Raw genomic sequence first — 18,262 nt, 5'->3', positions numbered from 1 at the left:
CGCATGATTTTGAATTCCTATGGTGATATGGCGCAGCACCTCTTTCTCCGCAGCCGCAATGCGGAATTGCAGCAGAAAATAACCACGCTCTCCGAAGAGTTTGCTACCGGAAAATCGTCCAACCTGACCGAGCGGCTGGGCGGCGACTATACCTATCTGGCGGATCTCGAAAGCACCTTGAACCGGCTCGACAGCTATACTGTCACCAATAGAGAAGTGCAGCTGTTTGCCACCACAACACAAAGCAGCCTCGACAAGTTCCAGAGCCAGGTGCAAGCGATGCGGAATGACATCCTGACGCTGTCGTCCGCTATTGACGTGGACAATGCTGAGCAATTCGGAAGTCAAGCCAAGCAAAGAATATCTAGTGCAATTAATCTTTTGAATGCCTCCGTTGGCGGGCGGGCAGTCTTTGCGGGCACTGCAACGGATACTACGCCGCTCAATGACACCGGCACCCTTATGAGTTCCATCCTCACTGAGGTCTCCGGACTGACGACAAGCAATGACATCATTCAAGCCGTGAAGGACTGGTTTGATGATCCAGCTGGCTTCGACACTGTCATGTACAGCGGTTCCACCACTTCGCTGCAGCCTGTCACCGTGGGCGAGGGTGAACAGGTTACACTGGGCATCCGCGCTGATGACGACAACCTCAAACATGCGTTGCAAAGTTACGTCATTACAGCTTTGGCAGATGAACCCAGTCTTGGTTTGACGGACGATGTAAAAGTCGACATTGTCCGCCAAGCCAGCAGCGAACTTACGGATAGCGTGGACAAACTGATCCAGTTGCAAGCGGATGTCGGCTTTATCGAAGGACAGCTTGAAGCGGTGAACACCCGCAACGAGGCTTCGAAAACCAGCCTGAGCATTGTCAAAAACAACCTGGTGTCAGCTGATCCCTATGAAACCTATACACGGCTGGAAGAAGCACAAACGCAGCTTGAAGGTCTTTATACAATCACTTCGCGCAGTTCGCAGCTCTCATTGTTGAACTATCTCTGATGCTGGTATTTCTTCGCCTCTTTTTCACTTGCCTGTTCCTGCTGCCCGCAGTGGCGCAGGCAAATACCATCCGTCTCAAGGACCTGGTCGAATTTGATGGCGTCCGGGGCAACGATCTGGTCGGTTACGGCCTGGTCGTCGGCTTGGACGGCACCGGTGACGGGCTGCGGAATTCGCCGTTTACCGAAGAAATCATGTCCAACATACTGGAGCGGCTTGGTGTCAATGTGACCGGTGAGCAGTTCCGGCCAAAAAACGTTGCTGCGGTCTTTGTAACGGCCACACTGCCGCCTTTTGCCCGGGTTGGAAGCACCATTGATGTAACAGTGTCAGCTATCGGTGATTCCAAGAGTCTCTTGGGCGGCACCCTGATCATGACGCCGCTCAATGCTGCGGACGGGCAGATTTATGCCGTCTCCCAAGGTACAATCCTGGCGGGTGGAGCGGTTGCCGAAGGCAACGCGGCCACGGTAACCCAAGGGGTGCCAACGGCCGGTGTGATCCCTTCGGGCGCCCGGGTCGAACGTGAGATCGGCTTTGATCTGTCCTCTCTTAGCTCCATGCGTCTGGCCCTGCGGGAGCCGGATTTCACCACTGCCGGCCGGATTGAACGGGCGATCAACGATGAGTTTGGCCGCAACGTTGCCCTGATGCGGGATTCCGGAACTGTCGAGATCGATATCAAGCGAACAAATACTCGCTCGACGGCTCACGCCGTAGGCCGGATCGAGAACATCCTGGTTGAACCTCAGCGCAAGGCGCGGGTTGTGGTGGATCAGCGTTCCGGTACGATCGTGATGGGCAGCGATGTGCGGATTTCCCGTGTTGCTGTGGCTCAAGGAAACCTCACTTTGCGGATCGAAGAGACACCGCTGGTGGTGCAACCCAATCCCTTCGCAAATGGCGAAACGGTTGTTGTTCCGCGCACAGGTGCAGCTATTGAGGAAGAAGAGGGCGTCCAACTTGCCGAAGTGCCGGAGACGACTTCGCTGTCCGAAGTCGTGGCAGGTTTGAATGCCTTGGGCGTGTCGCCGCGGGACATGATCGATATCCTCAAAAGCCTGAAAGCGGCCGGCGCATTGCATGCAGAATTTGTCGTCCGTTAGGCTAGTTAAAGCAGACTAGCGAAGAGCCCTGGCTTTGCTTGCAACAGCCAGGGCTTTTTTGTGTATCGCGACATGCCGGCGGGACGTAGAATGTTTAACAATCCCGCATACTCATGCACGGTTTCGCTTGGGCGGGGATGTTCTCGCATCCGCTCGAATTTCGCAGCCCGCGCAACTTGAAAGTTGCAAGAACTATATACTGGGTTCTGGCCTTGTCTTCTTGGCGCCGCAGAAGGCGAGGTTAGTTGTGATGATAACAAGGTGCTGCTCCTGACCTTCTCCCCAGAAATGTCCGCGTTTCTACGCTAGCCTGTTCTCCACCCGAGGAGACAGACAATGCGGAAAAGCCGATTCAGCGAAGAGCAGATCATTGGCACCCCGAAGGAACCCCAAGTCGGCATTGGGGCCAAGGAATTGTGCCGCAAGCACGGCATCCACTGCCCGGCAGGGCATTGCGCAGCAATGTCCCGAGAGGGGCGATGGCACGTGCTACAAACGGCGCTCGAAGGATGACGGCATGGAGGTGTCTGACACGGTCCTAAACTATTGGGTGCAGAAGGGCTTTGGAGAAAAAGGATATCTGTCGCCTGGTCACGAGGCTCGTTCTCTGCCGGTGGAGGTCGATGGCATCCCGGCCCCGCCAGCGACGGCTGAGCGGAGCAGTCATTTATGCATCGCTCAGCATTGGTCGCAAAGGGCTCCTTCGACGTCTTCGCCGCAGCTTCGAGGAAGGGCCGCTTTTCATATTGGGTCAGAAAAACATGACGTTCGGGTCAGGCTTGAATGACGTGATTTTCTTGTTTCCTGAGGTTTTGATGCCAAAAGAGTCAAAGTTTCGTGGCGTTCCACAATTCAAGCGATCAAGCTGTATCCCGGCACAGAGTTGGCCGGCGGAATCTTCTTGCCATTGAACACCGCCTTTACCGGGCCTGAAGTGGCCTATTTCGTGGGCGAAGCGTCTCTGCGCGTGGTGGTTTGCGATCCGGCGCGAATGGGGAAGATCAGCGCTATTGCAGATGAGGCGCGGGTGTTGACTCTGGATGCCGGAGGGCAGGGATCTTTGCGCAACCTGGCGGATGTTCAGCCCGGTTTTGACCCTGTTGCCCGCGAATCCGGCGATCTGGCCGCGTTTCTTTACACCTCCGGCACCATCGGGCGCTCCAAAGGCGCGATGCTGAGCAGCGGCAACCTGGCATCCACTTCCCTCACTCTGCGGGAGGACCTGCCGCGCAACACCATGGGCATGGTGCAGAAGAAAGCCCTGCGCGAGGCATACGCAGGGCTGTTTGTCTGAACAACGCAGGACGCCGCCCGTGCCGCAAGCGGCACAGGTGTTCAGTTCTGATACGCCGCAGTGCGCGCCTCTTCCTCGCGCCATTCCCGCACCGCCTGCACCAGGATCTGGTAGGCGGAGCTTAGGAACAGCCCGCCCATGATGCCGGCCACAATCAGGTCCGGCCAGCCGGTGGCGGTTCCCCAGACACCCAGCGCCGCGATCATCACCGCCACATTGCCGATCGCATCATTGCGCGAGCACAGCCAGACAGAGCGCACATTGGCGTCGCCATCCTTGTAGCGTGCCAGCAGCATGACCGAGATCAGATTGGCGGCCAGCGCCATGAAGCCGATCACACCCATGATCTGTGCCTGCGGCACTCCGACATAAAACACCTGATAAACGGTGGAGCCAAACACCCAGGCACCCATCAGTAGAAGGCTGATGCCTTTGCCAAGCGCCGCCAGCGCCCGGGTGCGCAGGGTAGCGCCGATCACCGCCAGCGAAATGCCATAGGTCAGCGCGTCGCCCAGAAAGTCCAGCGCGTCCGCCTTCAGCGCTTGGCTGCCCGACAGCTGGCCCGCGCTCATTTCCACCGCAAACATGCCGGCGTTTATGACGATTACCAGCCAAAGCCTGCGTTTATAGTCTGCCGAGACCCCGTCAAAACGGGCGTTGTGATTGCAGCAGCCTGCCATTGCTCTTGTCCTCATTCCTGATTCGAGATCAATGTAGGGCCTCTAGTCACTAGAGCTTCAAGAGGTTCCGCAGATGTTTTCCATCGGTCAGCTGTCCAAGACCACCGGCGTAAAGGTTCCCACCATCCGCTATTACGAGGAGATCGGCCTGCTGCCGCAGCCCGGTCGCAATGCCGGCAATCAGCGCCGCTACGGGGAGGACGGAATGAACGCGCTGGGTTTTATCAAACATGCTCGCGACCTCGGTTTCCCGCTGGAAGATATCAAGTCTTTGATGGGACTGGACGGGAATCTTGGAGATGACTGCGCCGAAGCCGACCGCATTGCCCGCAGTCAGCTGGCCAATGTTCAAGACCGGATCCGCAAGCTGGAGCAGCTGGCGGCGGAACTGGAGCGGATCAGCCATCTTTGCGACGGCGGCAATGGCGGCTGCTGCAAGGTGCTGACGGCTCTCGGTGACCACAGCCAATGCTCGGGCGATCACAGCTGAGAGTGCTTTCCCAGCTGTGTTGCCGGGAAACTCCTTGTTAGAGCCGCATACTCAGCCGATCCTGCCCTGGTTCACACCAATCTGGCCACGGTGCAACAGCAGGTGGTCCAGGATCACGCAGGCCATCATCGCCTCGGCCACGGGTACGGCGCGGATGCCGACGCAAGGGTCGTGGCGGCCCTTGGTGATGACCTCCACTGCAGAGCCGTCCTTGCGGATCGACTGGCGCGGAGTAAGGATCGAGGAGGTCGGTTTCACCGCAAAACGCACCACCACATTCTGACCGGTGGAAATCCCGCCCAGAATGCCGCCGGCGTGGTTTGAGGAATACTCCGGCCCGTTTTCGCCCATGAAAATCTCATCAGCGTTTTCCGAGCCCTTCAGCCGGGCGGCGTTCATGCCTTCGCCGATCTCTACGCCTTTAACAGCGTTGATTGACATCATTGCTGCCGCCAGATCGGTGTCCAGCTTGCCATAAACCGGCGCGCCGATGCCTGCGGGGACATTGCGCGCGACAACTTCGACAACGGCGCCCACCGAGTCATGCGCCTTGCGCAGACCTTGCAGGTAATCTTCCCACTCCTGCACCGCGCCGGCATCGGGGATCCAGAAATCATTCTGCTCGATCGCATCCCAGTCGAACCGGCTGCGGTCGATCTCCAGCTCACCCATTTGGGTCATATAGCCCTTGATCTCCAGCCCCGGCACCAGCGCCTTGATTGCTTCACGTGCAACACCGCCCGCAGCAACACGCGCCGCGGTTTCCCGCGCCGAGGAACGGCCGCCGCCGCGGTAGTCGCGGTTGCCGTATTTCTGGAAATAGGTGATGTCGGCATGGCCCGGACGGAAGGTCTGGGAAATCTCGCCGTAATCCTTGGACCGCTGGTCGGTGTTTTCGATCATCAGCTGAATCGGGGTGCCGGTGGACATGCCGTCGAACACGCCGGACAGGATCTTTACGGCGTCAGGCTCATTGCGCTGGGTGGTGTTCTTGTTCTGGCCGGGGCGGCGCTTGTCGAGCCACTGCTGCAGCATCTCCGGCTCCAGCGGCACATTCGGCGGACAGCCGTCGACGGTGGCGCCAAGCGCGGGCCCGTGGCTTTCGCCCCAGGTGGTGACGCGGAAGAGGTGTCCAAAGCTGTTCATCGACATGAGGCGCGGTCTCCTTTGCGGGACGTGCTTAGCGGGCAGGGGGCTGTGCCTCAAGCGGATTCCTCTGCGGCATAGAACCGAGGGGGCGCTGCCCCCGCCGCTTGGGGCGGCTCCCCCGGGATATTTTCAGCAAGAGGAAGAGATGGAAGTGGTTTTGTTTGGCCAAGACGCAGGTCCTGGCGGGCTTTGGCTTGTCTTTGCTGCGGCCCGGGCATAATGTCCGCGCGACCTCGGGGTGCGCAACAGCGCTGAGATGACACCCGTTGAACCTGAACCGGATCACACCGGCGGAGGGAAGGTACTGGACAGCCTCCACCCTTGCCCAACGCCGCAAAGGAGGATGGCTTGAAACATCTTGCATTTGCAGCGGGACTGCTTGGCGCCTCGGCAGCTTTTGCCGAAACGCCCGAACTCACCGTTTATACCTATGACAGCTTTGTTTCCGATTGGGGCCCGGGCCCGGCGGTGGAAAAGGCGTTTGAGGAGGTTTGCGGCTGCGACCTGAAACTGGTTGGCGCAGGCGATGGCGCGGCACTGCTGGCGCGGGTCAAGCTGGAGGGCGCACGCTCGGATGCCGATGTGGTTCTGGGCCTCGACACCAACCTGACCGCGGCGGCCAAGGAAACCGGCCTGTTTGCAGAGCATTCGGTCAGCGCCGACTATGCGCTGCCGGTTGCATGGAACGACGCGACCTTTGTGCCTTATGACTGGGGCTATTTTGCCTTTGTTCACAACGCCGATGCAGCGGCGCCGGCGGATTTCCCGTCGGATTTCAAGGCGCTGGCAACCAGCGACATGAAGATCGTGATCCAGGACCCGCGCTCCTCGACCCCCGGTCTGGGCCTGCTCCTGTGGGTGAAAGCCGCCTATGGCGATGAGGCTCCGGAAATCTGGAAGGGCCTCTCTGACAATGTTGTCACCGTGACCAAGGGCTGGTCCGAGGCCTATGGCATGTTCCTGGAAGGCGAGGCCGACATGGTGCTTTCCTACACCACCTCACCCGCCTACCACCTGATTGCTGAGGAAGACGGCTCCAAGGCGGCTGCCGCCTTTGACGAGGGTCATTACATGCAGGTGGAAGTTGCAGGCAAACTGGCAAACACCGATCAGCCTGAGCTGGCCGACCAGTTTCTGGAATTCATGGTATCCGACGCCTTTCAGTCGATCATTCCAACCACCAACTGGATGTACCCCGCAGTGACACCGGCTGCGGGTCTGCCGGAGGGTTTCGAGACGCTGATCGCGCCAGGCAAGTCCTTGCTGCTGAGCGAAACTGAAGCGGCAGAGGTGCGGGATGCAGCGCTTGGCGAATGGCTGGACGCGCTCAGCCAGTAGGCTCCGTTCCCGGAATCAGCGCGGCACTGCTTGTCGTCGCGCTGATCTTGGGAACCTTGGGTGCTGTGGCACTCAGGGCCGAGGCCGGAACCGGATTTGGTGCCAGCGACTGGGCGGCGTTGCGGTTCACGCTGACACAGGCCAGCCTGTCGGCGCTGCTGAGCGTTGGTCTGGCGATACCCGTGGCCCGCGCATTGGCGCGGCGGCGGTTTCTAGGGCGGGCATTGCTGATTGCCCTGCTTGGCGCCCCCTTCATTCTGCCGGTGATCGTTGCCATTCTGGGCCTTTTGGCGGTGTTTGGCCGGGCTGGCTGGCTGAGCAGCTTGTTCGGCCTGTTCGGGCTGGAGCCGGTGCAAATTTACGGCCTGCACGGCGTGGTCCTGGCACATGTCTTCTTCAACCTGCCGCTGGCGACCCGGCTGATCCTGCAGGGCTGGCAGGAAATCCCGGCTGAACGCTTCCGCTTGGCCGCGCAGTTGGATGCCGGTCCGCTGGCGATGTGGCGGCTGCTTGAGGGGCCGATGCTCCGGCGGGTGGCACCGGGTTCTTTGGCTGTCGTCTTTGCCATCTGCCTTTCCAGTTTTGCGGTTGCGCTGACTCTGGGCGGCGGCCCCAGGGCGACCACGATCGAGCTGGCCATCTATCAGGCGTTCCGCTTTGATTTCGATCTGGGCCGGGCTGCGCTCCTGTCGGGGCTGCAGCTGCTGCTGACTGGCACCGCTGCACTGGCAGCGCTGCGGGTGTCGGCGGGTGAGGGCTTTGGCGCCGGTCTTGACCGCGCGGTGCGGCGCTGGGACGGGCAGGGGGCGCTGGCGCGCGGCTTGGATGTTTTCTGGATTTTCCTGTCTGCGGCGTTCCTGCTGCTGCCTTTGGCCGCAATCGTGCTGGCGGGATTGCCGGGGCTGGCAGATTTAAAAAGTAGTGTCTGGCAGGCCGCGGGGAACTCCATACTGGTGGCTGCAATCAGCACTGTGATCCTTCTTGCGCTGGCCTTGCCGATGGCGGCTGCGGTTGCAGCTGGCCGGAACAGCCTGACCGAACTGTCGGGCATTCTTGGGCTTGCGGCCTCTCCATTGGTGATTGGCACCGGGCTGTTCATACTGATCTACCCCGTCGCAGACCCATTTGCCCTGGCGCTGCCGGTGACGGCGCTGGTCAATGCGGTGATGGCGCTGCCATTTGCCATGCGTATCCTGGTGCCGCGGGCGCGGGAAGTGCTGGGTCGCTATGGCCGGTTGTCGCTGTCGCTGGATATGCAGGGCTGGGCCTTTGTGCGCCGGGTCTTTCTGCCCCGGATGCGGGCGCAGACAGGGTTTGCCGCGGGCTTGACTGCGGCACTGTCGATGGGGGATCTGGGTGTGGTAACGCTGTTTGCCGATCCGGATTTCGCAACGCTGCCCTTGCAGATTTACCGGCTGATGGGGGCATACCGGATGGAGGCCGCAGCGGGTGCTGCACTGCTCCTGCTGATGCTGTCGATGGGTGCGTTTTGGATTTTGGACCGCGGAGGGCGCTGGCATGCTGAGGCTTGAGAATTGCCGGATCATGAACGGCGGCTATGTGGTGGAGGCGGATCTTGAGATTGCACCGGGTGCCTGCGTCGCGGTGATTGGTCCATCGGGTGCCGGTAAGTCCACGCTGGTGGAGGCAGTGGCCGGTTTCCTGCCAGTTACCCGTGGGCGCGTCTCTTGGAACGGCTCAGACCTGACCGGCAGGCCGCCGGGCAAGCGGCCGGTTGCCATGCTGTTTCAGGACGGCAACCTGTTTCCGCATCTGACCGTGGCGCAGAACGTCGGCTTGGGGCTGCATGCGAACCTGCGGCTCAATCAGATGGAGTGGCAAAAGATTGACGCAGCGCTGATCCGGGTTGGTCTTGGCGGCATGGGGGGGCGGAAACCTGCGGCTCTGTCCGGCGGGCAGCAAAGCCGGGTGGCCCTGGCGCGGGTACTGGTACAGGGCCGCGACATCCTGCTGCTGGATGAACCTTTTGCGGCACTTGGCCCGGCGCTGAAGGCTGAGATGCTGGATCTTGTGGCAGAGCTGGCGCGCGAAAGCGGTGCCACGGTGCTGATGGTCAGCCATGATCCGAACGACGCGCGCCGGATTGCGGACCAAGTGGTGCTTGTGGCGGATGGCAAGGCGTATCCGCCGCAAGCGACGGCGGACTTGCTGGACAATCCGCCGCCTGCTTTGAAGGCTTATCTGGGGTAAATAATGCCTGAGATACAAGAGGGCCTGCACCTGCGCGCTGGCAAATGCAGGGGCTAGGTTCAGGCGTTTGCCAAGGCCTGCGCGCGTGACTTGGTGATCATCAAGGCGGCTTGCGCTGCTTCGCGGCCTTTTTCTTCGAAATGGTCGCGGTAGATTGTATTGTGGTGTTCGGTCTCCTGATACTGGTGCGGTGTCAAGGATACCGAAAGCACGGGCACGCCTGTCTCAAGGCTCACACGCATCAGCCCGTCCACAACAGCCTGGGCAACGAAATCGTGCCGGTAAATGCCGCCGTCGACGACAAAGGCGGCACAGGCAATAGCTGCGTATTTGCCGCTTTTTGCCAGCTCCTGCGCCATCAGCGGCATTTCAAAAGCACCGGGAACATCAAAAACGTCGACTTGAGAGCTGGAGACGAGATCCAGAAACCCATCAAGCGCACGATCGACGATATCGGCATGCCATTGCGCCTTGATAAAGGCATAGCGGGTGTGTGTCATTGTTAACTCCTTGCGTTTTGACACGTCACCCAAGGCGATAACGAACAACAGGCACCGCTCTAAGCGGCCCTGGCGAACGCTCTCTTTCATCCGGACTGTAACCGTCGGCTCTGGAATCGCACCAGATCTGCTGGACACTTCCGGTTCCGGAAGCCGCTCGCGGGCTTACGGGGCAATGCCCGCTTACCGCCGGTGGGGAATTCCGCCCCGCCCTGAGAACAGGTCGAACGTGCCAATCCGTGCGGCATTCTGCAAGCGTTAAACGCGCGGCATCAAACCTCGACCAAGTCATAGTGTTTGATGCTGCGCGACTCGACCAGTTCGGCCTCAGCCGGGTCGATGTGCGGACTGGTGTAGTCCTCGCCCGCGAAGGCCTTGAGCGACGCCAGATCCTTCCACACCATCACAAAGCTGAACTCCCGCGGGCTTTCGGCGCGCGGCGCGCCTGGCAGGACAGTAACGATGCCATCGGTGCCTTTCATTAGCGGAATGGCGGTCTCATGGAAGAACTTGCTGAAATCCGCCTCCTTGCCCGGCCGGATGACAACCTGGAATATCCGCATGATCATTTGAGGGTCCTCCTGACATTGGCTGAGCCAGACCAGTATAGCACAGTGTGCTGATTGCCCCTTTCCCTTGGCAGGGCATGCAGTAGGCTGCTGCAAAACAGCGGAGGATTTTCCATGAAGCTTACATATTCACCGGCGTCGCCCTTTGCCCGCAAGGTATTGGTGCTGCTGCATGAGACCGGGCAGATTGAGGATGTTGAAGTCCTGAATGTGACCACAACGCCTCTCAGCCCCAGTGCAGAGGTGAAAGCCAGCAACCCGCTGGCCAAAATCCCGGCGCTTGAGCGCAATGACGGGCCGGCGCTCTATGACAGCCGGGTGATCTGCGCCTATCTGGACGACCGGGCCGGCGGCAGGCTGTATGGCGGCGGCTGGGACAGTAAGGTTCTGGAAGCCACCGCCGACGGCATTATGGATGCGGCAATCTTAATGGCTTATGAAAAACGTCTGCGCCCTGAGGAAAAACAATGGGATGGCTGGCTGGATGCGCAGCGCAGCAAGGTGCTGGGCGGCTGTGCCGCGCTGAATGCGCGCTGGATGAGCCATCTGCAGGGGCCGCTTGATATTGGCCAGATCGCGGTGGCCTGTGCGCTGGGATATGTGGACTTGCGCCACCCGGATGCGGGCTGGCGCCAGGGCAACGAGGCACTGGCGGAGTGGTTTGCGGGCTTCGAATCGCGCCCCTCGATGCAGGCCACAAAACCGCCGGCGGGCTAAGCGCGCCTCTTGATCATGACAGGTGCCGCACCGATATGGGTGCGGCACGGTCACACAGCAGTGACAGAATTGCCGTCTGCGGCTTTCTGCGCGCCTATGACCGCTGGACGAATGCCCTTCTCCCCGCTAGACACGCGCCAGAGTCACTGCGAGCAATCGCGGTGCATGCGCATGTTTGCCCTAAACGGGCGCTGGAATTGGAGAAAACCTCGTGTCCCACGCAGAAGACCACGAAGGAACCCGGAGAGATTTCCTCTACTACGCCACTGCCGGCGCCGGGGCAGTGACCGCGGGTGCCGCCGTATGGCCCCTGGTCAACCAGATGAACCCCTCCGCCGACGTGAAAGCGCTGTCCTCGATCCTGGTCGATGTCAGCGGTGTAGAAGTAGGCACGCAGATCTCGGTCATGTTCCTTGGCAAGCCGGTGTTCATCCGCCGCCGCACCCAGGAAGAGATTGATGAAGCCCGCGCCGTGGAGCTGTCCGAACTGATCGACCCGCGGTCGGAAAACCCGAACAAGCCGGGTACTGACGCGGCTGACGCGAACCGCACCATGGACGAGGCCGGCGAATGGCTGGTGATGATGGGTGTTTGCACCCACCTGGGCTGTGTGCCGCTGGGCGACGGTTCCGGCGATTTCCACGGCTGGTTCTGCCCCTGCCACGGTTCGCACTACGACACCGCAGGCCGCATCCGCAAAGGCCCGGCGCCTGAGAACCTGCATGTGCCGGTGGCTGAGTTCACCGACGCCAACACCATCAAGCTGGGATAAGGAAACGCGCTCATGTCCGGTATTCCGCACGACCATTACGAGCCGAAGACAGGTGCAGAGAAGTGGCTGCACAGCCGCCTGCCCATCGTCGGTCTCGTCTACGACACAATCATGATCCCCACCCCCAAGAACCTGAACTGGTGGTGGATCTGGGGCATCGTCCTGGCGTTCTGCCTAGTGCTGCAAATCGTCACCGGCATTGTCCTGGTGATGCATTACACGCCGCATGCCGATCTGGCCTTTGCCTCGATCGAGCACATCATGCGCGACGTGAACGGCGGCCATATGCTGCGTTACCTGCATATGAACGGCGCCTCGCTGTTCTTTGTTGCTGTCTACATCCATATCTTCCGCGGCCTGTTCTACGGCTCCTACAAGGCGCCCCGCGAGATCATCTGGATTGTCGGCATGCTGATCTACCTGATGATGATGGGCACCGCCTTCATGGGCTATGTTCTGCCTTGGGGGCAGATGTCCTTCTGGGGTGCGACCGTGATCACCGGCCTGTTCGGCGCGATCCCGTTCATCGGCGAGCCGATCCAGACCTGGCTTTTGGGCGGACCGGCGGTGGACAATGCGACGCTGAACCGCTTCTTCTCGCTGCACTACCTGCTGCCGTTTGTGATTGCAGCCTTGGTGATCATCCACATCTGGGCCTTCCACACCACCGGCAACAACAACCCCACCGGTGTTGATGTCCGTAAGGGCTCCAAGGCTGAAGCCGAAAAAGACACCCTGCCGTTCTGGCCGTACTTCGTGATCAAGGACTTCCTGGGCCTGGCCGTTGTGCTGGTGATCTTCTGGGCAATCGTCGGCTTCATGCCGAACTACCTGGGCCACCCGGACAACTACATCGAAGCCAACCCGCTGGTGACCCCGGCGCACATCGTTCCGGAATGGTACTTCCTGCCGTTCTACGCGATCCTGCGGGCATTTACCTCGGAAGTGTGGGTGGTTCAGTTTGCCTCCTTCGTGACCGGCGGCATCGTTGACGCCAAGTTCTTTGGTGTTCTGGCGATGTTCGGTGCGATTGCCGTGATGGCGCTGGTGCCCTGGCTGGATACCTCGCGCGTCCGTTCGGGCCGTTACCGTCCGATGTTCAAATGGTGGTTTGCGCTGCTGGTGGTCGATTTCTTTGCCCTGATGTGGCTGGGTGCGATGCCGGCGGAAGAGCCCTATGCATCGTTCTCGCTGATCGCATCGGCCTATTGGTTCGGCTACTTCCTGGTGATCCTGCCGCTGCTTGGTGTGATCGAGAAGCCGACGGCTCAGCCTGCCACAATCGAAGAGGATTTCGACGCCCACTACGGCAAGAAGTCTTCTGCTGAAGCCACTCCTGCCGAGTAAGAAGAAGGAACACCTCGCAATGTTCAAGAAACTGGCAACCGGTGCCGCCTTCGCTCTGGCCATGATCCCTGCTGCGTCTTACGCAGCAGGCGGCGGCGAGCAGCACATCACCGACTACGCCTTCTCGTTTGAAGGCCCGTTCGGAACTTATGACCGCAACCAGCTGCAGCGCGGGTTGCAGATCTACACCGAGGTTTGCGCAGCCTGCCACGGGCTGAAGCTGGTGCCGTTGCGCACCCTGGGCGACGAGGGCGGCCCGCAGCTGCCGGAAGATCAGGTGCGTGCCTACGCGGCCGACAACTTCAGCGTCTATGATGCGGCACTGGATGAGGACCGCCCGGCTAAGCCGGTCGACCACTTCCCGGAAAACAACAACGCCGGCGCCCCGGACCTCAGCATGATGGCCAAGGCGCGTGCGGGTTTCCACGGCCCTTACGGTTCGGGTCTGAACCAGCTGTTCAAGGGCATGGGCGGCGCTGAATACATCGCTTCTCTGCTGGCTGGCTATACCGGCGAAGAAAAGGAAGAGGCTGGCACCATCTTCTATGAAAACACTGCCTTCCCGGGCGGTTGGATTTCGATGGCGCCGCCGCTGTCGGATGAGCAGGTGGAGTTTGCTGACGGCCATGCCAATGACGTGGAAGCTATGTCGCAGGACGTCGCTGCCTTCCTGATGTGGACTGCTGAACCCAAGATGATGGCGCGCAAGCAGGCCGGTTTTGTCGGCGTGCTGTTCCTGACCGTTCTGTCGGTTCTGCTGTATCTGACCAACAAGAAGCTGTGGGCGCCGCACAAGGGCAAAGACTGATCCTTGTCCGACTGACAGGTTGAAACATCAAACCCCCGCAAGTGCTGCTTGCGGGGGTTTTTCGTTGTGAGGGGCCAGGGGCGCTGCCCCTCTGCCCTGCGGGCATTCACCCCGGGGTATTGGACCAGAAAGAAGCCGGGCGGACTGGTCACAACAGCGGGCTGACCACCAGATGGGGGAGCCCGTTGGAGGTTTTTTGCGGAGACCGGTCGTCCGCGCCGATCACCGCGGACACCCGTTGGCGCCAGGACGAAAAGCTGTCGAACTGGACCACGTCCACCGGGGTATCAAACTGCAGGGTAATCCGGCGGTGGCCGTTGATGCCGCAGGCCGAGAGGCCGTGGACATAGCCGGTGTAGGGCTGACCCAGGTACTGGCCTTCAACACGCATCCCGACCTGCAGATCCGGGAGGTTTGTGGCGCGGGCGCTAAGGGTGTTCCAGTCGCGAAAGCCATAGTATTGCGCGATCCGTTCGAGCGCGGTGCTGTGGCTTATGGGCTGGCTCTGGGCCTGTGAATGCTTACGCAGCAGGCGCGCTTCAGTCTTGAGCTGCGGAATGGGGGGGAGAGCAGGCGGTGGCTGCATGGGATTACCTTTCGCGTGAAGGGTGCAGTTGCCGATGCAGACAGGGGCTCGCGTTGCTATCCGGGCGTGCACCCAGGCGTCAGGAAGGATCCTTGTCCGGATTTCACCAAAGCCAAAGGCTGCGAGCGGCAGGTATCCGGGACCTGTTGACGTCATAGCGCAGTCCGGGCTGTGCTGCAACTGCGTGCAGACACGCTTGACGGAGGAGTAAGCCGGAGCGCACCCTTTAGAGGGTGTATCAATACGAGTTGGGAGGCGTTGCAATGACGGGGCTATCAAATGCGGAGATTCTGCGGGAAGCAATGACCAGGTGGGATGGCTGCAAAGCGGGCGATCTGGCCATGTGGGATGACTATACCACCGAGGACATGTGCATGCGTTCGATGGGGGAGGGCGCGCATGGGCTGGATTTCAGTGCGGCACGGAACGGGCGCGCGCAGCTGCAGAATTATCTGAGTGAGCTGACCAGTGCCTTTGAAATGGAACATTGGACGCTGGAAGAGACGGTCTCGGAGGGCGACCGGGTGATTGGGTTGGGCACCACGGCCTGGACCTGCAAGGCCACAGGAAAGCGGGTGGAGACGCCTGTTGCCATTGTCTGCCGGTTCCGGGACGGGCGCATCTGTGAGCTGCACGAGTTCTACGATTCCGCTTCGGTGGCAGCGGCTACCTGCTGACGTTTTGCGAGGTTTGATCAGGCGGTGAGCTGGCTGCCGCTGGCGCCTGTTATGGCGGCGGTGACGATCCGGCCCTCTGGCTGCGGGGCGGCAAAAGCCACCTCGGTGAATTGCTCGGTGCGTCCCATATGCGGGTTTTCCATCAGGATGCGGTGGGTCTGGCCGATCTGATCAGCCAGGTGGCGGGCGACCTGGGCGTCGCCAGCCGCGCGCAGACGGGCGGCGCGTTCCTTGGTGACGTTTCCATTCACCTGGCTGGGGATCTTTGCGGCTGGGGTGCCGTCCCGCTTGGAATAGGGGAAGACGTGCAGCCAGGTCAGGTCGCAGTCGGTGACCAGCTTCAGCGAGTTCTCAAAATGTGCGTCGGTCTCGGTCGGGAAGCCGGCGATGATGTCGGCGCCAAACGTCATCTCCGGGCGCAGGCGGCGGGCTTCCTCGCAAAACGCGATGGCGTCGTCGCGCAGGTGGCGGCGGGCCATGCGTTTCAGGATCAGATCGTCGCCATGCTGCAATGACAGATGCAAATGCGGCATCAGCCGCGGTTCGGTGGCGATGGCCTGCATCAGGTTATCATCCGCTTCAATCGAATCGATCGAGGAGATGCGCAGGCGCGGCAAGTCCGGCACCAGTTTCAGGATGCGCATCACCAGATCGCCCAAACGCGGCTGCGCAGGCAGATCAGCGCCCCAGGAGGTGAGGTCCACGCCGGTCAGAACCACTTCGTTATAGCCCTTGTCCACCAGCCGCTTAATCTGGTCGATGACCACGCCTGCGGGGACGGAGCGGGAGTTGCCGCGGCCATAGGGGATGATGCAGAAGGTGCAGCGGTGGTCGCAGCCGTTCTGGACCTGCACATAGGCGCGGGAGCGGGTGCCGAAGCCGTCGATCAGATGGCCTGCGGTTTCAGTCACCGACATGATGTCGTCGACCTGCACCTTTTCTGTGGTGCCGATGAAGTCCGGGCCCTTGGCGATCTGCTGCCATGTCTCGGCCTGCATCTTCTCGGTGTTGCCGATGACGCGGGTGACTTCTTCCATCGCGGCAAAGGTTTCCGGCTCGGTCTGGGCGGCGCAGCCGGTCACGATGATGGGCGCCTCCGGGTGCTCCCGGCGCAGCTTGCGGATTTCCTGGCGTGCCTTGCGCACCGCCTCTGCAGTCACCGCGCAAGTATTGACGACCACAGCATTCTCAAGGCCCGCCTGCTGGCTCAATTCCTTCATCGCCTCGGTCTCATAGGCGTTGAGGCGGCAGCCAAGGGTGGTGAACTTGGGTGCGCTCATTTCAGTGTCTCCAGAAACTCGCGTGTGAAGCTGCCGTCGAACACATGCATGGTCGGGCCAGTCATCCAGACACCGTCCTCGGCCCAGTTGATCCATAGAGTGCCGCCATCGAGATCAACCTGCACCTTGCGCCCTGTCAGCCCGCGGCGGGCCGCAGCAACGGCTGTGGCGCAGGAAGAGGAGCCAGAGGCCAGTGTCACCCCCACACCGCGCTCCCACACGCGCATGCGGATGCGGTCGGGGCCAGTCACCTGGGCGACTTGCACATTGGTGCGCTGGGGGTACAGCGGGTGATGTTCGTAGCGGGGGCCGAATTCTTCCAGCGGAATGATCCCGGCATCCTCGACAAAGAATGTGCAATGCGGGTTGCCCATGCCGGTTGCGGTTGGGCCGCCTTCGATAGGCAGTTCCAGCGTGTCCGCGTCTTCGGCCAGCGGTATGTCCTGCCAATCAAGCTGCGGATGCCCCATATTGACCGACGTAAGGCCATCGCCGGCATCGCGTGCATAAAGGTCGCCGCGATCCGTAGTCAGATGCAGCCCGGGCTTGCCGCTTTCCAGAATCAGGTGGCGCGCCACGCAGCGTGTGGCATTGCCGCAGGCGCCTGAGGTGGAGCCGTCGGCATTGTAGAAGGTGAGATGCGCGTCTCCGGGACCATTCGAGATGACCGTCAGCTGATCAAATCCCACGCCGAACTGGCGGTGGGCGATTCCTTTGGCCATAGCCGGAGTAATGGCAATGTCCTGCCCGCGCGCGTCGACAACAACGAAGTCATTGCCCAGCCCGTGCATCTTCATGAAGGGGAGTGCGGTATCTGCTTGGGTGTTCATTCCGGGCATATAGACCTGCGCTGCAGATGAATCCAGTCTTCGGTGAGAAAAGTTGAAAAAAGGGGTTGACCCCCCGCCGCACTGGCCCTAGATACGCCGCCTATCGGGACAGCATGACACAGGCTGCCAGGCAGTTCCGAAGCGAAATAAGTGCTTGATCCTCTTGGAGAAAACGCTTAGACAGCAACGAAGAAGTGGGCCGTTAGCTCAGTTGGTAGAGCAACTGACTTTTAATCAGTAGGTCGTTGGTTCGAACCCAACACGGCTCACCACTTCTTTCACCAAAAAGACAAGCACCTGCCACCTTGGTAAGCGAAAGCTACGAAAGTGGCGCGGTTTTTGGTGCAAAAACAGTGCAAATCTCCCCGAAAACTCCCTGAACCGGATGACAACCAACATTGCCAACGGAGCGGTGGGGCTGGCGTCTGTTCAAAGGGGCCAAAGTGCTAAAAGTATTCGCTGGCAAGCTCAGATTCGCCGCAAGGGTTACGAGCAGTAGCCGGCTTACTTTACCGCAAAAGTGATGCTGAAGCTTGGGTCAGGCAGATCGAAGCGGAAATCAACGCTGGGGAGGTACTGGCAGGAGCGAAGGCGGTGTTTCGAACGCGACTGTGAATCGCTACTGGTCGGGGCTCCATCAAGCCCTCAAAGTTACTGTTCGGGAGTATGGGTGTTTGGAACAAAATCCCATGAAGCGGATCGAGAAACTGAAGGAGCCGCAAGGCAGGGTAAGATATCTGAACACAGCAGAGCGGGGGCATTTTTCGAGGCATGTGCCGGGAGTGAAAACCCGTTTTTAGAGACAATTATTCTGATCGCAATAACGACAGGTTTGGGCCGCCAGGAAATCCTTGGGCCGGATTGGAGCAGAGTAAAGATGGTGATGATCCACACTCATTG

19 protein-coding genes, 1 tRNA gene, 1 pseudogene and 2 riboswitches are annotated in these 18,262 nt (G+C 60.4%); of the genes and pseudogenes, 14 read left to right on the top strand and 7 right to left on the bottom strand.

Features of this window, described 5'->3' with window-relative positions; translation table 11 throughout:
- The first annotated feature begins 3 nt into the window (after positions 1-3).
- The 4 genes and pseudogenes from K3724_RS19795 to K3724_RS19780 all read left to right on the top strand — a co-directional run bounded on the left by K3724_RS19795 (position 4) and on the right by K3724_RS19780 (position 3,408).
- Complete coding sequence (locus tag K3724_RS19795; protein ID WP_259988478.1) at positions 4-1,008, top strand: flagellin; 1,005 nt, start codon at positions 4-6, stop codon at positions 1,006-1,008.
- Complete coding sequence (locus tag K3724_RS19790; protein WP_259988476.1) at positions 1,008-2,114, top strand: flagellar basal body P-ring protein FlgI; 1,107 nt, start codon at positions 1,008-1,010, stop codon at positions 2,112-2,114. Before K3724_RS19795 ends, K3724_RS19790 begins: the two co-directional genes overlap by 1 nt.
- A 336-nt stretch (positions 2,115-2,450) precedes the next feature.
- Positions 2,451-2,646 (top strand): annotated as a pseudogene (locus tag K3724_RS19785) (hypothetical protein); the annotation flags it as partial.
- A 351-nt stretch (positions 2,647-2,997) separates the two neighbouring features.
- Entirely contained in the window at positions 2,998-3,408 is a 411-nt protein-coding gene (locus tag K3724_RS19780; protein ID WP_259988474.1) for an AMP-binding protein, read from the top strand.
- 41 nt (positions 3,409-3,449) lie between these two features.
- On the opposite strand, the gene K3724_RS19775 is transcribed toward K3724_RS19780, so the two are convergent.
- Positions 3,450-4,088 carry a cation transporter gene (locus K3724_RS19775; protein ID WP_259988472.1) on the bottom strand — a complete coding sequence of 213 codons (639 nt, stop codon included), beginning with the start codon at positions 4,086-4,088 and terminating at the stop codon, positions 3,450-3,452.
- Between the two features lie 73 nt (positions 4,089-4,161).
- Here K3724_RS19775 and K3724_RS19770 point away from each other — a divergent pair, with 73 nt between their 5' ends.
- On the top strand, positions 4,162-4,578 hold the full coding sequence (locus K3724_RS19770; protein ID WP_259988470.1) for a helix-turn-helix domain-containing protein: 417 nt from the start codon (positions 4,162-4,164) through the stop codon (positions 4,576-4,578).
- 51 nt (positions 4,579-4,629) lie between these two features.
- Here K3724_RS19770 and aroC read toward each other — a convergent pair whose 3' ends face one another.
- Positions 4,630-5,730, bottom strand: coding sequence for a chorismate synthase (gene aroC, locus K3724_RS19765; RefSeq protein ID WP_259988468.1), 1,101 nt, complete (start codon positions 5,728-5,730; stop codon positions 4,630-4,632).
- 221 nt (positions 5,731-5,951) lie between these two features.
- Positions 5,952-6,043, top strand: a riboswitch (TPP riboswitch).
- A 32-nt stretch (positions 6,044-6,075) separates the two neighbouring features.
- Here aroC and thiB point away from each other — a divergent pair.
- Genes thiB through K3724_RS19750 form a run of 3 tightly spaced genes read left to right on the top strand, consistent with a single transcriptional unit; the run spans position 6,076 to position 9,276 of the window.
- The gene (gene thiB / locus K3724_RS19760; protein WP_259988466.1) at positions 6,076-7,065 is read left to right on the top strand and encodes a thiamine ABC transporter substrate binding subunit; all 990 of its coding nucleotides are present in this window, start codon (positions 6,076-6,078) and stop codon (positions 7,063-7,065) included.
- A complete protein-coding gene (locus K3724_RS19755) occupies positions 7,041-8,597 on the top strand; it encodes a thiamine/thiamine pyrophosphate ABC transporter permease ThiP (RefSeq protein ID WP_259988464.1) in 1,557 nt (518 codons plus the stop codon). The genes thiB and K3724_RS19755 overlap by 25 nt, the downstream gene beginning before the upstream one ends.
- Entirely contained in the window at positions 8,584-9,276 is a 693-nt protein-coding gene (locus tag K3724_RS19750) for an ATP-binding cassette domain-containing protein (RefSeq protein WP_259988462.1), read from the top strand. Before K3724_RS19755 ends, K3724_RS19750 begins: the two co-directional genes overlap by 14 nt.
- Positions 9,277-9,335: 59 nt before the next feature.
- Here K3724_RS19750 and K3724_RS19745 read toward each other — a convergent pair whose 3' ends face one another.
- Complete coding sequence (locus K3724_RS19745) at positions 9,336-9,776, bottom strand: 6,7-dimethyl-8-ribityllumazine synthase (protein WP_259992700.1); 441 nt, start codon at positions 9,774-9,776, stop codon at positions 9,336-9,338.
- Positions 9,777-9,850: 74 nt separating this feature from the next.
- Positions 9,851-10,000: riboswitch (FMN riboswitch) on the bottom strand.
- A gap of 48 nt (positions 10,001-10,048) precedes the next feature.
- Complete coding sequence (locus K3724_RS19740) at positions 10,049-10,345, bottom strand: antibiotic biosynthesis monooxygenase (protein WP_259988460.1); 297 nt, start codon at positions 10,343-10,345, stop codon at positions 10,049-10,051.
- A 114-nt stretch (positions 10,346-10,459) separates the two neighbouring features.
- Between K3724_RS19740 and K3724_RS19735 the strand changes: the two genes are divergently transcribed.
- The 4 genes from K3724_RS19735 (at position 10,460) to K3724_RS19720 (ending at position 13,989) form a co-directional block, all read left to right on the top strand.
- Positions 10,460-11,062, top strand: a complete 603-nt coding sequence (locus K3724_RS19735) for a glutathione S-transferase (protein ID WP_259988458.1) — start codon at positions 10,460-10,462, stop codon at positions 11,060-11,062.
- Between the two features lie 211 nt (positions 11,063-11,273).
- Positions 11,274-11,834 carry a ubiquinol-cytochrome c reductase iron-sulfur subunit gene (gene petA, locus K3724_RS19730; protein ID WP_129372721.1) on the top strand — a complete coding sequence of 187 codons (561 nt, stop codon included), beginning with the start codon at positions 11,274-11,276 and terminating at the stop codon, positions 11,832-11,834.
- 12 nt (positions 11,835-11,846) lie between these two features.
- Positions 11,847-13,181: a cytochrome b gene (gene petB / locus K3724_RS19725; protein WP_259988454.1), complete on the top strand. Its 1,335-nt coding sequence runs from the start codon at positions 11,847-11,849 to the stop codon at positions 13,179-13,181.
- A gap of 19 nt (positions 13,182-13,200) precedes the next feature.
- Positions 13,201-13,989, top strand: coding sequence for a cytochrome c1 (locus tag K3724_RS19720; RefSeq protein WP_259988452.1), 789 nt, complete (start codon positions 13,201-13,203; stop codon positions 13,987-13,989).
- 148 nt (positions 13,990-14,137) lie between these two features.
- Here the strand turns inward: K3724_RS19720 and K3724_RS19715 are convergent, their stop codons facing one another.
- Positions 14,138-14,731, bottom strand: a complete 594-nt coding sequence (locus K3724_RS19715; protein ID WP_311200192.1) for a glyoxalase superfamily protein — start codon at positions 14,729-14,731, stop codon at positions 14,138-14,140.
- A gap of 107 nt (positions 14,732-14,838) precedes the next feature.
- Between K3724_RS19715 and K3724_RS19710 the strand changes: the two genes are divergently transcribed.
- Entirely contained in the window at positions 14,839-15,252 is a 414-nt protein-coding gene (locus K3724_RS19710) for a nuclear transport factor 2 family protein (protein ID WP_259988450.1), read from the top strand.
- Between the two features lie 17 nt (positions 15,253-15,269).
- On the opposite strand, the gene mtaB is transcribed toward K3724_RS19710, so the two are convergent.
- A complete protein-coding gene (mtaB, locus tag K3724_RS19705) occupies positions 15,270-16,532 on the bottom strand; it encodes a tRNA (N(6)-L-threonylcarbamoyladenosine(37)-C(2))-methylthiotransferase MtaB (protein ID WP_259988448.1) in 1,263 nt (420 codons plus the stop codon).
- The gene (dapF, locus tag K3724_RS19700) at positions 16,529-17,371 is read right to left on the bottom strand and encodes a diaminopimelate epimerase (RefSeq protein WP_259988446.1); all 843 of its coding nucleotides are present in this window, start codon (positions 17,369-17,371) and stop codon (positions 16,529-16,531) included. The genes mtaB and dapF overlap by 4 nt, the downstream gene beginning before the upstream one ends.
- Positions 17,372-17,558: 187 nt before the next feature.
- Here dapF and K3724_RS19695 point away from each other — a divergent pair.
- Positions 17,559-17,634, top strand: a tRNA-Lys gene (locus K3724_RS19695).
- The last annotated feature ends 628 nt before the right edge of the window (positions 17,635-18,262 follow it).

The sequence above is a fragment of the Leisingera sp. M658 genome, assembly GCF_025144145.1.
In the GTDB taxonomy this organism is placed as follows: domain Bacteria; phylum Pseudomonadota; class Alphaproteobacteria; order Rhodobacterales; family Rhodobacteraceae; genus Leisingera.
Note: the sequence above shows the minus strand (reverse complement) of the source record. Positions and strands in the feature narration are given on the sequence as shown.

Coding starts and splice junctions, on each gene's coding strand:
- dapF (WP_259988446.1), bottom strand. CDS start 17,371: ATGCCCGGAATGAACACCCAAGCAGATACCGCACTCCCCTTCATGAAG.
- mtaB (WP_259988448.1), bottom strand. CDS start 16,532: ATGAGCGCACCCAAGTTCACCACCCTTGGCTGCCGCCTCAACGCCTAT.
- K3724_RS19740 (WP_259988460.1), bottom strand. CDS start 10,345: ATGATCATGCGGATATTCCAGGTTGTCATCCGGCCGGGCAAGGAGGCG.
- petB (WP_259988454.1), top strand. CDS start 11,847: ATGTCCGGTATTCCGCACGACCATTACGAGCCGAAGACAGGTGCAGAG.
- K3724_RS19755 (WP_259988464.1), top strand. CDS start 7,041: ATGGCTGGACGCGCTCAGCCAGTAGGCTCCGTTCCCGGAATCAGCGCG.
- K3724_RS19715 (WP_311200192.1), bottom strand. CDS start 14,731: ATGACGTCAACAGGTCCCGGATACCTGCCGCTCGCAGCCTTTGGCTTT.
- K3724_RS19720 (WP_259988452.1), top strand. CDS start 13,201: ATGTTCAAGAAACTGGCAACCGGTGCCGCCTTCGCTCTGGCCATGATC.
- K3724_RS19775 (WP_259988472.1), bottom strand. CDS start 4,088: ATGGCAGGCTGCTGCAATCACAACGCCCGTTTTGACGGGGTCTCGGCA.
- K3724_RS19750 (WP_259988462.1), top strand. CDS start 8,584: ATGCTGAGGCTTGAGAATTGCCGGATCATGAACGGCGGCTATGTGGTG.
- K3724_RS19790 (WP_259988476.1), top strand. CDS start 1,008: ATGCTGGTATTTCTTCGCCTCTTTTTCACTTGCCTGTTCCTGCTGCCC.
- K3724_RS19795 (WP_259988478.1), top strand. CDS start 4: ATGATTTTGAATTCCTATGGTGATATGGCGCAGCACCTCTTTCTCCGC.
- K3724_RS19745 (WP_259992700.1), bottom strand. CDS start 9,776: ATGACACACACCCGCTATGCCTTTATCAAGGCGCAATGGCATGCCGAT.
- K3724_RS19735 (WP_259988458.1), top strand. CDS start 10,460: ATGAAGCTTACATATTCACCGGCGTCGCCCTTTGCCCGCAAGGTATTG.
- K3724_RS19770 (WP_259988470.1), top strand. CDS start 4,162: ATGTTTTCCATCGGTCAGCTGTCCAAGACCACCGGCGTAAAGGTTCCC.
- K3724_RS19710 (WP_259988450.1), top strand. CDS start 14,839: ATGACGGGGCTATCAAATGCGGAGATTCTGCGGGAAGCAATGACCAGG.
- aroC (WP_259988468.1), bottom strand. CDS start 5,730: ATGTCGATGAACAGCTTTGGACACCTCTTCCGCGTCACCACCTGGGGC.